Origin of the sequence: Rhizobium sp. BK196 (assembly GCF_014193255.1) — a bacterium.
In the GTDB taxonomy this organism is placed as follows: Bacteria; Pseudomonadota; Alphaproteobacteria; order Rhizobiales; family Rhizobiaceae; genus Rhizobium.
Genome location: NZ_JACHZB010000003.1, coordinates 740,913 through 755,061, shown reverse-complemented (window position 1 = coordinate 755,061; position 14,149 = coordinate 740,913). Strand labels below are relative to the sequence as shown.

The window sequence follows — 14,149 nt, the reverse complement described above, 5'->3', positions numbered from 1 at the left end:
TATGTTATGAACACTGCGGCAAAACCTCCGTTGACGATCAGGCTCTGCGGTCCGCGCGGCTTCTGTGCCGGCGTTGATCGGGCCATCCAGATCGTCGTGCTGGCGCTGAAGGCCTATGGCGCGCCTGTCTATGTCCGCCACGAGATCGTCCATAACCGTTATGTCGTGGAAGGGTTGGAAGCCAAGGGAGCCGTCTTCGTCGAGGAGCTTGACGAGATCCCGGCAGAACATCGTGCCCAGCCGGTCGTCTTTTCCGCCCATGGCGTGCCGAAATCCGTGCCCGCGGATGCAAATGCCCGCAACCTCTTTTATCTCGACGCAACCTGTCCGCTGGTCTCCAAGGTCCACAAGCAGGCGATGCGCCATAATCGCCTCGGTCGCCATGTCGTCCTGATCGGCCACGCCGGTCATCCCGAAGTGATCGGCACCATGGGGCAGTTGCCCGAAGGCGCTGTTTCGCTCATCGAAACTGTCGAGGATGCAGACGTTTATCAGCCCGATGATCCCGATAATCTCGGCTATGTCACGCAGACGACGCTCTCGGTCGACGATACCGCCGGGGTCATCAAACGGCTGGAAGAGCGCTTCCCCAAGCTGCAGGCGCCGGCTGCTGATTCCATCTGCTATGCCACGACCAACCGCCAGGAGGTGGTGAAGGAAGCAGCCCCCGGCTGCGATCTGTTCATCATTGTCGGCGCGCCGAATTCCTCCAATTCCAAGCGGCTCGTCGAAGTGGCGCTCCGGGCCGGCGCGACGAAGTCGATCCTCGTGCAGCGCGCTTCCGAGCTCGACTGGGATGAGATCGGCCCGATTGCCACGCTCGGTCTGTCCGCCGGTGCTTCCGCCCCTGAAGTGATCGTCAACGAGATCATCGAGGCCTTCCGCACCCGCTTCGATGCCCGCGTCGAGCTTGCCGAAACCGTGCAGGAAAACGAGCATTTCCTCGTTAATCGCGAACTGCGCAGCCTTGAATTGACGACGGCGGACATGGCATTCGTGAACGGGGAATGAGGTGAGGGGCTGCCCTCTCTGCCCTGCCTACCCGATAACACCGCTACTACAGTGAGATACCCACCTTGGCAGTTTATACCGATATCGCCGAAGACGAGCTGAAATGGTTTCTCACTGAATATGATGCCGGCCAGCTGCTCTCCTATAAGGGCATCGCGGAAGGCGTGGAGAATTCCAATTTCCTGCTGCACACATCCAAGGCGCCGCTCATCCTGACGCTTTACGAAAAGCGGGTGGAAAAGAGCGATCTGCCCTTCTTCCTCGGCCTGATGCAGCATTTGTCGGCCGGCGGCCTGTCCTGCCCGCTGCCGTTGCCGCGCAAGGATGGCGCGCTGCTTGGCACGCTGTCGGGCCGGCCGGCCGCGCTTATATCCTTTCTAGAAGGCATGTGGCTCAGAAAGCCGGAAGCCAAACATTGCCGTGAAGTCGGCAAGGCGCTGGCGCAGATGCATGTCGCTGGCGAAGGTTTTGCACTGACGCGGCCGAATGCCCTGTCGCTGGAAGGCTGGCAGACACTATGGGATAAGTCGGCATCACGCGCCGACGAAGTTGAGCCCGGGCTGCAGAACGAGATCCGCAGCGAGCTCAATTTCCTGCGGGCCTATTGGCCGAAGGATTTGCCTGATGGCATCATCCACGCCGATCTTTTCCCGGACAACGTCTTCTTCCTCGGTGACGAACTGTCGGGTCTCATCGATTTCTATTTCGCCTGCAACGATCTTCTCGCCTATGACGTCTCGATTTGCCTCAATGCCTGGTGCTTCGAGAAGGACGGTGCCTACAACATCACCAAGGGCATGCAGATGCTGGAAGGGTATCAGAGCGTACGGCCGTTGAGTGATGAGGAAATCGCTGCCCTGCCGATTCTCTCCCGCGGCTCGGCCTTGCGTTTCTTCCTGACCCGTCTTTACGACTGGCTGACGACGCCTCAGGGGGCGATGGTGACAAAAAAGGATCCGCTGGAATATCTGCGCAAGCTGCGCTTCCACCGCCGGATTACCTCGCCGGCAGAATATGGACTGAGTTTATGAAGCACATCGATATCTTCACCGATGGCGCGTGCTCCGGCAACCCCGGTCCCGGTGGCTGGGGGGCGGTGCTTCGTTTTGGCGAGGTGGAAAAGGAACTCTCCGGCGGCGAGGCGGACACCACCAACAACCGCATGGAACTCCTGGCTGCCATCTCCGCGCTCAGCGCCCTGAAGGAGCCCTGCGAGGTCGATCTCTACACCGACAGCGCCTATGTGAAAGATGGCATTTCCAAATGGATCTTCGGCTGGAAGAAGAACGGCTGGAGAACATCGGACAATAAGCCGGTGAAGAATGCCGAACTCTGGCAGGCGCTCGAGGAGGCCCGCAACAGGCATAAGGTGACGCTCCATTGGGTCAAGGGTCACGCCGGCCATCCCGAGAACGAACGTGCCGATGAGCTTGCCCGCAAGGGCATGGAGCCTTTCAAAAGAAGCAAGAAGGTCGGCTGATCATGCCGCCTGCTGTTTCTCGTTGGCGGCATTCTGTATCAGTCGGTGCAGGTATTCCAGCTTAGCCACGACCGGCGGGGACAGCACGAAGGGATAGGAATCCGGCTGGCCCATGCTGCGCTGGATAGCATTGATCGCAAGGCTGAGCGGCACCCAGGCGCTGATGAGCTGTTCCGCACTCTGCGCACGGTAGGGATTGAAATCTACTTCCGCTGCAATCTCTTCATGCCCGCGCGGATCGATCGCCATGCCGAAGCTGCGTGCCGTCTCCAGCGTATCGACGATATGCAGATAATGCGCGAAACATTCTGCAAAATCCTCCCAGGGATGGACGGAGGCATAGGCGCTGATGAAACTCTCCTGCCAGCCCGGAGCGGGTCCATTCGCATAGCGCTCCTGCAGTGCCGTTCCGTAATCCTGCCGCTCGTCGCCGAAGACGGCGCGGAATTCGTCGAAGCCATTGCGGTCGCGTACCAGTTTATTCCAGATGAAATGCCCGGTTTCGTGACGGAAATGGCCGAGCAGGGTGCGATAGGGCTCATCCATCGCCGCGCGTGCCCGCTCGCGCGTGACATCGTCAGCCTCTGCCGCACGGATAGCGATCAGCCCTTCCTCATGACCCGTCATGGCCGGCAAGACATTGCCGTCATTCTGCACGGTGTCCTCAAGAAAGTCGAAGACTAGGCCGCCTTGCGGATCTTCCCGCCGGTCGGGATGCGGCAGGTTCCAGCGCAGCAGCGAATAGAAGAGGTGGCGCTGTGCCTGACTGATGCGCCGCCAGCGCGCGATACCGTCAGGCGTATCGGTATTCGGCACCAATCGATTGTGCCGGCAGGCAATGCAGAAATCATTGCCGTCATCCACCAGCCAATTGCAGATATCGAGGCCCGCATTGGCACAAAACCGCACAAGCCGGTTCGGATCGGAGACAAATTGCCAGTTCGCCTCGTCGCGCGATTCCAGTGCGTGCATGGAAAGATCGCCAGCAAAAAAACCGAGGCGATGGTTGCAGCGCACGCACTGCCTGTTGTCGAAGTGGATGCCCTGATCGCAATTGTCGCAGGTAAATAGCCTCATGGCAGTCTCACAGGCAGCATATGACGGAAAATGCCCGGCGCACGCGGATGCGACAGGCATTGCATATGTATTGAAACGGGGAGGGCGTCAGAGCCGATCGGCAGCACCTTTCAGCTTGTCCTTGGCCTTGCCGGTCGCAACCTGCACCTTGCCCTTGGCTTCCTGGATATTGCCCTTGGCCTGCATTTCGCGGTCGCCGGTGGCCTTGCCGGCAGTCTTTTTCGCCTTGCCGGCCATCTCGTTGACCTTGCCGGAAATCTTGTCGCCGGTGCTACCCATATTCGTGTCTCCTCTCGGACGGCGGACGGAACGTCCGCGTTTGCCGACAGGAAACGCTGATGAACGCGTTTCGTTCCGGACCCAATGCGGTCGTCAGGCGTGGCCGGCTTCGGCGGAAAGCATGGCCGGCGTGACACCCATGCTGGCAAGCGCCCGCTCGTACTTGTCGTCGAGGTAGCGGTCGAAAATCAGCTCCTCATTGGCCGCGCAATTGAGCCAGCCATTGGCGGCCACTTCGTTTTCGAGCTGCCCCGCACCCCATGAGGAATAGCCGAGCAGCATGGTGGCCCGCTTCGGCCCACCGCCCTTGGAGATGGCGCGGACGATGTCGAGCGTCGCCGTCAAGCAGATATCGTCGCTGACGGGGATGGAGGAGTCGCTGACATAATCGTCGGAATGCAGCACGAAACCACGACCGCTCTCGACCGGCCCACCTGTCTGGATCGGAAACTCCCGCGCATCTTTCGGCAGCACGATGGAATCTTCCTGCTTGATCATATCGAGATGCAGCAGGACATCGGTGAAGGTGAGGCTCTGCGGGCGATTGATGACGAAGCCCATGGCCCCAGCATCGGAGTGGGCGCAAATGTAGATCACTGTGCGTGCGAAGTTAAGATCCTCCATGCCGGGCATGGCGATCAAGAACTGACCATCGAAAAATCCGCGTTCCCGTCTGTTCTTCAGCGTTGCTAGGGACATGGTTCCTCCTGCCGCCAGACCGCACAAAGGCTCCGACAAGAGAAACATGGGGCAATGTCACAAATCAATCAACCGAAAATGAAGATTTAAATGGCCAGGACTTCTGGCGGCGATTGGCAAGTTTCGGTAAACCCTTGTTCCATGAGAATTATTTCATCGCTTGCGCGGCCCCTGTTGTTTGCAGCCATTTCGGCTGCGTCCATACTCGTATTGTTGCGTCAGGGGCATGCGGAAATGAGCGGCTGGGCGGAGAACGAGGGCGGCCGCATGCGTCTCGTGGTGCTGCCGCCGGACGCTGCCGGTCATATAAGGGCTGGCTTGCAGATCGAGCCGAAACCTGGCTGGATTACCTATTGGCGTGAACCGGGCAATAACGGCATCCCGCCGCAGATCACCATCGCACCGCAAAGTGGTGTGACGCTTGACGCCATTTCCTATCCCGTCCCGAAACGTATCTTCAGCGGTAAGGTGGAGGATATCGGCTATGCGGCGGCGGTGACCCTCCCATTATCGCTTACTTCTTGGAAGGCAGGGCCGGTCGTAATAGATGCCACGGCGTTCATCGGCATTTGCAAGGATATCTGCATCCCTTTCCAGGCTCATTTTTCGCTGAGTCTCGGTGCTGCCGCTCAGTCGCGCCCGCAGGAGCAGACGATCCTTCAGAGTGCGGCTGCCCGCCTTCCAGAAGCGCCGTCTGCCGATTTCGGGGTCGTGGCGCACGCGATGTCAGCCGACCTGAAGCAACTTTCGCTGAAAGTTACTCTGCCGGAAGCGGGGAATGGAACGCCCGAAATCATCGTTACTGGCCCGAGCGGCTATGCCTTCACCAAGCAGATGAATGTGGGGCGCAGCGGCAGGGCCTATTCCGCCGATATTGCCATCGGAAAGCTCCCGAACAATTACGATATCAAGGGCAAGCAATGGGGAGTGCTCGTCGTTGACGGCGCCCGTGCCATGGAAACCACGCTTGCCTTTGATTGACCGCATCTTATAGTCCCTCTCAATCCCCACGCGGTCTTGCCGCAACCAGCCAGAACCGAGGAGAAAATCCATGACCATCGCGATTGGCGACAAGCTTCCTGCCGCCACCTTCAAGGAAAAGACAGCCGACGGCCCGGTCGAAACCACCACCGAGCAGCTGTTTGCCGGCAAGCGCGTCGTGCTCTTCGCCGTACCCGGCGCCTTTACACCCACCTGTTCGCTGAACCACCTGCCTGGCTATCTGGAAAACCGCGATGCCATCCTCGCCAAGGGCGTTGACGACATCGCCGTTCTCGCCGTCAACGACTGGCATGTCATGGGCGCCTGGGCGCAGTCTTCGGGCGGCCTTGGCAAGATCCATTTCCTTGCTGACTGGGATGCCGGCTTCACCAAGGCAGTCGGCCTCGATGCTGATCTCTCGGCTGGTGGCCTTGGCGTGCGTTCCAAGCGCTATTCGATGCTGATTGAGGACGGTGTGGTAAAGTCGCTCAACGTCGAAGAAACGCCCGGCCAGGCAACGGTTTCTGGCGCGGCGGCGATGCTTGAGCAACTCTGAGTCGGACCCATTGACGCTTACGTGAAAGGCGCCTTCGGGCGCCTTTTTTATTCGTCGTTGAGACAGATGGAATATGGCGCCGGCGGTCGTCTTTGCCTCATTCTTGCCATAATTGTTATAACATAACGGTTATGTTATTACATAAAAGGAATGAACAATGCCGACTGCCCCCCAACGTTTCGCCATCAGCCTGCTTGGACAATCGGCGCTTCAGCGTGCCGGCGGCGCAATCGTTGTCGTTGCGCTCCTGTGGCTTGCGATCCATTGGGCGATCCTGCTGCCATGAGCGCGCCGGTCATCCGCCTCGACAACCTGACAGTCTCCTATAATCGCCACCCGGCGGTCCATCATCTCTCCGGCGCATTCCAGCCCGGCAGCCTGACGGCAATCGCCGGGCCGAACGGGGCGGGGAAATCCACGCTGCTAAAGGCGATCATGGGGGAACTGCGCCCGGCCGAGGGGCGAGTGGAGCACCGGCTGCAACGTGCCGATTTCGGCTATCTTCCACAGGCAGCTGACATCAACAGGCGCTTTCCGATCTCCGTTCTGGATACGGTACTGCTCGGAAGCTGGCGGTCGGCCGGCGCTTTCGGCAGCGTTGCGAAACAGGACGGTATGCGCGCTCGCGCCGCACTCCGCATCGTCGGACTGGAAGGTTTCGAGGCGCGTCACATCGGCTCGCTCTCGGCTGGCCAGTTCCAGCGCGTTCTCTTCGCCCGCCTGCTGTTGCAGGATGCTCGCGTCATTCTGCTCGATGAACCCTTCACTGCCATCGACGCCCGCACGACCAGGGATCTACTCGATATCATCGCCCGCTGGCACGGCGATGGCCGGACGGTGATTGCCGTGCTCCATGATTTCGAACAGGTGCGGGCGCATTTCCCGGAATCCCTACTGCTCGCCCGCCGGCTGATCGGCTGGGGGCCGACGCAGGAGGTCATGTCGTCTGCCAATCTTCTGCAGGCCCGCGCCATGACCGGACGCTGGGATGAGGATGCCGAAGCTTGCGAGCCGGCGGCATGACGGCCTACGATATCTTCTTCGCACCCTTTGCCGATTATGGCTTCATGCGCCGCGCGCTCGTCGCCTGCCTATGTCTCGGCCTCGGCTCCGGTCCCATCGGCGTCTTCCTCATGCTTCGCCGCATGAGCCTGATGGGAGACGCAATGAGCCATGCCGTGCTGCCGGGAGCGGCAATTGGCTATCTCATTGCCGGTTCTCTGTCGCTGACGGCAATGGGTATCGGTGGTCTCGTTGCCGGCCTCTCTGTCGCACTACTCTCGGGTGTCGTCAGCCGCATGACCGTGCTGCAGGAGGATGTGAGTTTCGCAAGCTTCTATCTGGCGTCACTGGCCTTGGGTGTCCTCATCGTCTCGTTGCACGGTTCGAACATCGATCTGCTGCATGTACTTTTCGGCACCATCCTCGCCATCGACGCGCCGGCGCTGACGCAGATCGGCGCCATCACGTCGGTTACGTTGCTGGCGCTCGCGATCGTCTATCGCCCGCTGGTCGCGGAATGTTTTGATCCGGGCTTCCTGCGCGCCGTCGGCGGGCGCGGGCCGGTCTATCATTTTCTCTTCCTGCTTTTGGTGGTGCTGAACCTTGTCGCGAGCTTCCAGGCGCTTGGCACACTGATGGCCGTCGGCCTGATGATGCTGCCGGCTGCGATCGCCCAGCTCTGGTCCCGGAACCTCCCGGCCATGATGACGACAGCGGCGGCAAGTGCAGCGGCCTCCGGCTATCTCGGCCTCATCGCCTCCTATCACCTCGAGCTTGCCTCCGGCCCGACGATCATCATGACGGCGGCGCTGCTCTACGGCCTCTCCATCTTCTTCGCACCGTCGGGCCTTGCCCGGCGCGTCTTCCCCCGCCCGCATCTGAAGGGCTGATTACAGGAGCCATCAATGATATCCCGCAGACTGCTTCTCTCCGCCGCCTTGCCCGTCCTGATGACGCTTTCGGCGGTGCCGGCTTCGGCCGAAACGCTGAAGGTCGTGGCCTCCTTCACAGTGCTTGCCGATGTCGTCCGACAGGTCGGCGGCGACCACGTCAAGGTCACGAGCCTTGTCGGCCCGAACGGCGATCCCCACGAATTCGAGCCGTCACCGGCTGATGCCAAGGCTCTGAATGCGGCCGAGGTCGTCTTCGTGAGCGGCGAGGGGCTGGAAGGCTGGATGGACCGCCTTATCACTGCCTCCGGCTACAAGGGCAGGCCGATCACGGTGTCAGAGGGCATCAACACCCGCACGATGGAAGAGGACGGTAAAACGGTCACCGATCCGCATGTCTGGAACAGCCCTGTCAACGTAAAGGTCTGGGTCGCCAATATCGAGAAAGCGCTTTCTGCAGCCGATGCGGACGATGCGGCAGCGTATAAGGCAAATGCCGAGAATTACACCAGGAAGCTTGACGAACTGGATGCCTATGCACATTCCAAGTTCGACAAGATCGCCGATAACAGACGCAAGGTACTAACCAGCCACGATGCCTTCGGCTATTTCGGCCGGGAATACAATGTTAGGCTCTTGGCACCACTCGGCCTTTCGACCGAAAGCGAAGCATCGGCGGCCGACGTTTCCAAGCTGATCGAGCAGATCAAGCAGGAACACGTGAAGAGCTATTTCTTCGAGAACTCCAACGATCCGCGCCTCGTCAAGCAGGTTGCCACCGCAACCGGTGCCGAGCCTGGCGGTGAGCTCTACGTCGAATCTCTCTCGGACTCGAAAGGCCCGGCCCCGACCTACGAAAAGATGTTCCGTTATAATGTCGACCAGCTCTCCGCAGCTATGGCGAAATCGAGCTGAGCTGACCGGATTTTAGATAACCAGATCGAAAACCAGGAGGCCGGCCAGGCCTCCATCTGTCGACGAGACGATGCGCTCGCCGACGGCCACATGCTCGGGATGCACGAGATAGGTATCGCGAGCCTCCGGGCTCTCAAAGGTCACGGCAAAACCGTCGACGAAACCGCCATGCAGCCCCTCGGGCGAAACATTCGGCCCGTATTTGATGTCGAGAATTCCCGGGATCACCTGCTTCAGCGCCACGATGGCGTCGAACAGCGCCTGCTTATCGTCAGGTGTCATAGCGCTCTTCAGCCGCATGAATACGCAGTGCAGGATCATAAGGTACCTCCCGATTATGTTTTCGCGCAGAATAACGAGGAAAACGGCAAGGGCAACGATGTTTCGTTTCCGCCGTCGCTAGGCTCGCTTTGTCAGCGGAAACCGTTCCTTCAGCAGCCGAAGCACTGATTCTGAGGGCATCGGCGGACCGAAGAGGTAACTCTGGCCGTAGCTGCAGCCCATTTTGGCGAGCTCGATCGCGTCCTCGTTGGATTCGATGCCTTCGGCGACCACCTTCATCTCCAGCTCGCGGGCCATTGATATGACCGATCTCAGCACGGTTGTCTTCTTGTCGCTGTTGTCGCGCACCATCGCCCTGTCGAGCTTGATCGTGTCGAAGGGGAAGCGGGTGAGGTATGCGAGCGAAGAATAGCCCGTGCCGAAGTCGTCGAGGGCCAGGCCAAGCCCAGCTTCCTTCAGTTTCTGCAGCACGAGACGGGCCTGTTCAGGATTTTCCATCACCATGGATTCTGTCAGTTCCAGCTTCAGCCGTGACGGATCGCAATGGGTTTTCGCCAGCACAGAGCGAACGTCGTCGTAAAGCTCGTTGTTCAGAAGCTGCACGCTGGACAGATTGACGGAGACGAAGATCGGCAGTTCGCCGGTCTGGTTCTGCCACGCCATGAGATCGTTGGTCGCCTGTTCCAGCGCGAAGATGCCGAGCGCGCCGATGATGTCGGAGGCCTCGGCGATCGGGATGAACTCGGACGGTGGGATATTGCCGCGCTTGGGATGTTCCCAGCGCATCAGCGCCTCGAAACCGGCAATCTCGACATCCTCCAATCGCGCGATCGGCTGGTAGACCATCGAAAGCTCCTTGCGCTCGATGGCGCGGCGCAAGTCCGATTCGAGCTGCAGGCGATCGGTGCCGAAATCGCGGAAGGCCGGCTGGAACGGTTCCACGCGATTGCCGCCGGCGCGCTTGGCCCGATACATGGCAAGTTCGGCGTCGCTGAGCAGGCCCGATGCGCTCTCCTGCTGATCTACCCAGGAGGTGAGGCCGATGGAGGCGGTCAGGATGATCTCGCGGTTGGAGAAGTTGATCGGCACCATGATCGCCTTGCTCATCGCATCGGCGAAATCGGCAACCTTGGCCGGGTCGTGCTCGGACACAAGGATGAGGCCGAACTGGTCGCCGGATAGGCGCGCCAGCGTATCCTGCGGCTTCAGAAGACGGCGCAGGCGGCGGGTGAGCGCGATCAGGATATTATCACCGGCGGCGACACCGAGCGAATCGTTGACCAGCTTGTAGCGGTCGATGTCGATCACCATCACGGTCGGGCGCAGCGTCTCGCCGCCCGGTGCCAGCGTCAGCACCGACTGCAGGCGGTCGATGAACACCTGCCGGTTCGGCAGGCCGGTCAGGTTGTCGTGCAGCGGATCGTGCAGCAGCCGCTCGACGGAATTCTTCTGCTCGGTCACATCGACGATCGTGCCGACGCAGCGGATGATCTCGCCGTTGGAGCCGAGAACCGGGCGCGCGCGGATGAGGAGCCAGTGAAAATGCCCGTCTTCGGCGCGGATGCGGAACTCATGGTTCAGCCGCCCGCGGCGATGCTCGAGCAGCACGTCCAGCGTCGCGCGGAAACGGTCGCGATCGTCAGGATGCAGCCTCGGCAGCCAGTTGCGCGCCGCGCCATGCATCGTGCCAGGGGAAAGACCGAGTTTTACGGAAACATCGGGAATGGTGACGACGCGGTCGCGTGCCACGTCCCAATCCCAGACCATATCGCCCGAGCCCGTTAGCGCCAGCGACTGGCGCTCGAGATCGGAAAACAGTCCCTGCTGGAAGGCGCCGCCGGCAAAAGCATGCTGCATGACCGTGAAGCCGATCAAGAGGACGATGAGGACGAGGCCACCGCCGAGTGCCGGCTGGATGATATCGTTGTCGAGCCGGCCGGTGATCGTCATCCACGCACCGAACAGCCAGACGAGCGTCAGCGCCCAGGCAGGCACGAGCAGGATGGCGCGGTCATAACGGTTGAAGCCGAGATAGATGATGAGCAGCAGCCCGGTCGCCGCCGTCAGCGCGAAGGATAGCCGCGCAATGCCCGCCGCAATCGACGGGTCGTAGATCGCAACGCCGAACAGCAGAGCAAGGCCCAGAACCCAGGCGAGCGTGGCATAGCCGAGATGCACATGCCATCGGTTGAGATTGAGATAGGTGAACAGGAAGATGACGAAACTGGAGGCGAGCGCCACCTCCGCACAGGCGCGCCATATTCGTTGATCCGCCGAAGCGACGCTGATCAGCTTTCCGAGAAAGCCGAAGTCGACGCAGATATAGCCGAGCACCGCCCAGGCGAGTGCCGCCGTCGCCGGCAGCATCGAGGTTCCCTTGACGACGAAGAGGATCGTCAGGAAGACGGCGAGCAGGCCGGCAATGCCGAGCACGATGCCGCGATAGAGCGTGAAGGCGTTGATCGTATCCTTGTAGGCGTCCGGCTCCCATAGATAGATCTGCGGCAGATCGGGTGTGGCAAGCTCGGCAACGAAAGTGATGACGGCGCCCGGGTTCAGCGTGATGCGGAAAACGTCCGCCTCATCGCTCGGCTGGCGATCGAGCGCAAAACCCTCGCTCGGCGTGATCGCAATAATGCGTTGCGAGCCGAGATCGGGCCAGAACAGCTTGGAATTGACGAGACGGAAGTGCGGCGCGACGATGACGCGCTCAAGCTGCTCTTCCGAGACATTGGCAAGCGCAAAGACTGCCCAGTCGCCCTGATGGTTTTCCGAACTTGCGCGCACCTCGATACGCCGGCGGATACCATCGGCGCCGGCCGCGGTGGAAACCTGGAAGGCTTCGCCCTGGTTGGCGTAGATTTCGGTCGTGGCAGTCAGGTCCAGCGCAGTATCGTCGCGGGAAATCTTTACCGGTTCGGCCGCCTGCACGGTTCCCGCCGCAAGGGCGAATACCGACAGGAGAAGGGCTGCGATCACCGTGATCACTCGTCCGGACGGTGACGTCAGCAGCATGCGGTCTTTGTTCATCGGCTGTTGGGTTTCCTGCCTGTATCCGCGTCACTGGCCAGACGTGAAAACATCACGTGATCATGCCACTGACCGTTGATCTTCAAATATCCGCGCAGGTAGCCTTCCCGCTGGAACCCGGCTTTCTCAAGCAGGCGAATGCTCCGTGCATTGTCTGGAATACAGGCTGCTTCAATACGGTGCAACTCAAGCCCGGCGAAGATATAAGGAATAACCAGTTGAAGTGCGGCAAACATATGGCCCTGGCCGGCAAAACGCTCGCCCATCCAATAGCCGATCATGCAGCTTTGGGCCGCACCCCGGCGGATATAGCCGATGGTGACGCCGCCAACGAGCGTCATGTCCTTCCTTAGAAAAATGAAGAGCGGGACCGCCTGTCCCGAAGCATATTCCTGTTTGCCGCGGATCACCCGGGCGCGAAACGATCCCTCGGTCAGCTCGTCGCGCCGCCATGTCGGCTCCCAGGGCTCCAGAAAACGGCGGCTGTCGGCACGAAGCCGGTGCCATTGGTTGAAATCCTGGTAGCGCGGCAGGCGCAGGAGATATTTGTCATTTTCGAGTTCGACCGCTTCAGGCTGTCGCGACAGGAACCGAAAAACCGATTTTGGCATCGATACCCTCCGGCGCAACGTATGTGTCGGTCAGCGGCTTGCCTGCATCGTCTTCGGTGCCGGAACCGAAAGCGAGGCGGTGATGTCTTCCATCGGGGCAAGCTGATCGAGAGGGCCGATCGCCGAAAGCGTCGGGACGGTATCATAGAAGAGGCGGCCGGCAAGATCGGTCAGGCGCTCGATGGTGATACCCTCCAGCCGTTCCATCATCTCCGGATTGGAGATCGGACGGCCATAGAGCATCATCTGCCGGGCAATCTGGCCGGCGCGGGCGGCGGGGCTTTCCTGGCCCATGAGCAACTGGGCGCGGATCTGCGCGCGGGCGCGCTCGATTTCCTTCTGGTGGATACTGTCTGCCGACTTGTGCAGCTCGTCGATGATGACAGGCACCAATTCCGGCAGGTTCTCGCCGCCGGTCGCGGCATGGATGCCGAAAATACCGGTATCGGAAAAGCCCCAGTGGAAGGCGTAGACAGAGTAACAGAGGCCGCGAAACTCGCGCACTTCCTGGAAGAGGCGGGAGGACATGCCGCCGCCGAGGATATTGGCGAGGATCTGCGAGCAGTAGAAATCGCGGGCGTGGTAGGCCTTGCCCTCGAAGCCGAGCAGGATCTGCGCGTCCATGAGGTCGCGCGGTTCGCGCACATTACCGCCGATATAGCGCGCCGGCTCCATGACCGGCGGCGCATTGGGCTCGCTCGGCAGGCTCGCAAAGCGGTCTTCGACCATGCGCACGAATTCGTCATGCTCGACGGCGCCGGTCGCCACGACGAACATCCGGTCGGTCGTATAGTTGCGGCCGAGATAGGTGCGGATCTGCTGCGGAGTGAAGGAAAGGACGGTTTCCGGCGTGCCCAGGATCGGTCGCCCAAGCGTCTGGCCACGATAGGCGACCTCGGAGAAGCGGTCGAAGACGACGTCGTCGGGCGTGTCGTTGGCCGCGTTGATCTCCTGCAGGATGACCTGCTTCTCGCGCTCCAGCTCTTCTTCCTCGAACGCGGATTCCGTCAGGATATCGGCGAGGATATCGATGGCGAGCGGCACGTGATCCTTCAGAACGCGGGCATAATACGAGGTCGTCTCGGTGGAGGTCGCAGCATTCACTTCGCCGCCGACATCCTCGATCTCCTCGGCGATCTCACGGGCGGAACGGCGTGCCGTTCCCTTGAAGGCCATGTGTTCGAGCAGGTGGGCGATGCCATGCTCGTCTTCTGTTTCGTTGCGCGAACCTGATTTGATCCAGACTCCGAGCGCAGCGCTTTCAAGGTGCGGCATGGTCTGTGTGACTACTGTCAGCCCGGATTTGAGCCGGGTGCACTCAACTGTCATGTGCTAT

Annotated in this window: 16 protein-coding genes; 9 read left to right on the top strand and 7 right to left on the bottom strand. The window is 60.5% G+C overall.

Annotated features, from left to right (window positions below; genetic code table 11):
- Positions 1–6 precede the first annotated feature (6 nt).
- The 3 genes from ispH to rnhA all read left to right on the top strand — a co-directional run bounded on the left by ispH (position 7) and on the right by rnhA (position 2,491).
- Entirely contained in the window at positions 7–1,011 is a 1,005-nt protein-coding gene (gene ispH, locus FHT78_RS14895; RefSeq protein WP_183745151.1) for a 4-hydroxy-3-methylbut-2-enyl diphosphate reductase, read from the top strand.
- Positions 1,012–1,076: 65 nt separating this feature from the next.
- Positions 1,077–2,042 (top strand): homoserine kinase, encoded by a 966-nt coding sequence (locus FHT78_RS14890; protein WP_183745148.1) that lies wholly within the window; start codon positions 1,077–1,079, stop codon positions 2,040–2,042.
- A complete protein-coding gene (gene rnhA / locus FHT78_RS14885) occupies positions 2,039–2,491 on the top strand; it encodes a ribonuclease HI (RefSeq protein WP_183745146.1) in 453 nt (150 codons plus the stop codon). Before FHT78_RS14890 ends, rnhA begins: the two co-directional genes overlap by 4 nt.
- Here the strand turns inward: rnhA and FHT78_RS14880 are convergent, their stop codons facing one another.
- The 3 genes from FHT78_RS14880 to FHT78_RS14870 form a co-directional block, all read right to left on the bottom strand.
- A complete protein-coding gene (locus FHT78_RS14880; protein ID WP_183745144.1) occupies positions 2,492–3,568 on the bottom strand; it encodes a putative zinc-binding metallopeptidase in 1,077 nt (358 codons plus the stop codon).
- 87 nt (positions 3,569–3,655) lie between these two features.
- A complete protein-coding gene (locus FHT78_RS14875) occupies positions 3,656–3,847 on the bottom strand; it encodes a CsbD family protein (RefSeq protein ID WP_183745143.1) in 192 nt (63 codons plus the stop codon).
- Between the two features lie 93 nt (positions 3,848–3,940).
- A complete protein-coding gene (locus FHT78_RS14870; RefSeq protein WP_183745141.1) occupies positions 3,941–4,546 on the bottom strand; it encodes a YqgE/AlgH family protein in 606 nt (201 codons plus the stop codon).
- Positions 4,547–4,687: 141 nt separating this feature from the next.
- On the opposite strand from FHT78_RS14870, the gene FHT78_RS14865 reads away from it, so the two are divergent.
- From FHT78_RS14865 to FHT78_RS14845, 6 genes are all read left to right on the top strand, one after another.
- Positions 4,688–5,527, top strand: coding sequence for a protein-disulfide reductase DsbD domain-containing protein (locus FHT78_RS14865; protein WP_183745139.1), 840 nt, complete (start codon positions 4,688–4,690; stop codon positions 5,525–5,527).
- Positions 5,528–5,597: 70 nt separating this feature from the next.
- Positions 5,598–6,083: a peroxiredoxin gene (locus FHT78_RS14860; RefSeq protein WP_183745137.1), complete on the top strand. Its 486-nt coding sequence runs from the start codon at positions 5,598–5,600 to the stop codon at positions 6,081–6,083.
- A 157-nt stretch (positions 6,084–6,240) separates the two neighbouring features.
- Positions 6,241–6,369, top strand: a complete 129-nt coding sequence (locus FHT78_RS29665) for a hypothetical protein (protein WP_281412852.1) — start codon at positions 6,241–6,243, stop codon at positions 6,367–6,369.
- Positions 6,366–7,106: an ABC transporter ATP-binding protein gene (locus tag FHT78_RS14855; RefSeq protein ID WP_183745135.1), complete on the top strand. Its 741-nt coding sequence runs from the start codon at positions 6,366–6,368 to the stop codon at positions 7,104–7,106. Before FHT78_RS29665 ends, FHT78_RS14855 begins: the two co-directional genes overlap by 4 nt.
- Positions 7,103–7,975, top strand: a complete 873-nt coding sequence (locus FHT78_RS14850) for a metal ABC transporter permease (protein WP_183745132.1) — start codon at positions 7,103–7,105, stop codon at positions 7,973–7,975. Before FHT78_RS14855 ends, FHT78_RS14850 begins: the two co-directional genes overlap by 4 nt.
- 15 nt (positions 7,976–7,990) lie before the next feature.
- Positions 7,991–8,890 (top strand): zinc ABC transporter substrate-binding protein, encoded by a 900-nt coding sequence (locus FHT78_RS14845; protein WP_183745129.1) that lies wholly within the window; start codon positions 7,991–7,993, stop codon positions 8,888–8,890.
- A 12-nt stretch (positions 8,891–8,902) separates the two neighbouring features.
- Here FHT78_RS14845 and FHT78_RS14840 read toward each other — a convergent pair whose 3' ends face one another.
- The 4 genes from FHT78_RS14840 to FHT78_RS14825 all read right to left on the bottom strand — a co-directional run bounded on the left by FHT78_RS14840 (position 8,903) and on the right by FHT78_RS14825 (position 14,142).
- Entirely contained in the window at positions 8,903–9,211 is a 309-nt protein-coding gene (locus tag FHT78_RS14840; protein WP_183745126.1) for a Dabb family protein, read from the bottom strand.
- Between the two features lie 78 nt (positions 9,212–9,289).
- A complete protein-coding gene (locus tag FHT78_RS14835) occupies positions 9,290–12,202 on the bottom strand; it encodes a sensor domain-containing phosphodiesterase (protein WP_183745123.1) in 2,913 nt (970 codons plus the stop codon).
- Positions 12,199–12,813 (bottom strand): GNAT family protein, encoded by a 615-nt coding sequence (locus tag FHT78_RS14830; protein WP_183745120.1) that lies wholly within the window; start codon positions 12,811–12,813, stop codon positions 12,199–12,201. Before FHT78_RS14830 ends, FHT78_RS14835 begins: the two co-directional genes overlap by 4 nt.
- Before the next feature lie 30 nt (positions 12,814–12,843).
- The gene (locus tag FHT78_RS14825; RefSeq protein ID WP_183745117.1) at positions 12,844–14,142 is read right to left on the bottom strand and encodes a pitrilysin family protein; all 1,299 of its coding nucleotides are present in this window, start codon (positions 14,140–14,142) and stop codon (positions 12,844–12,846) included.
- Between the last annotated feature and the right edge of the window lie 7 nt (positions 14,143–14,149).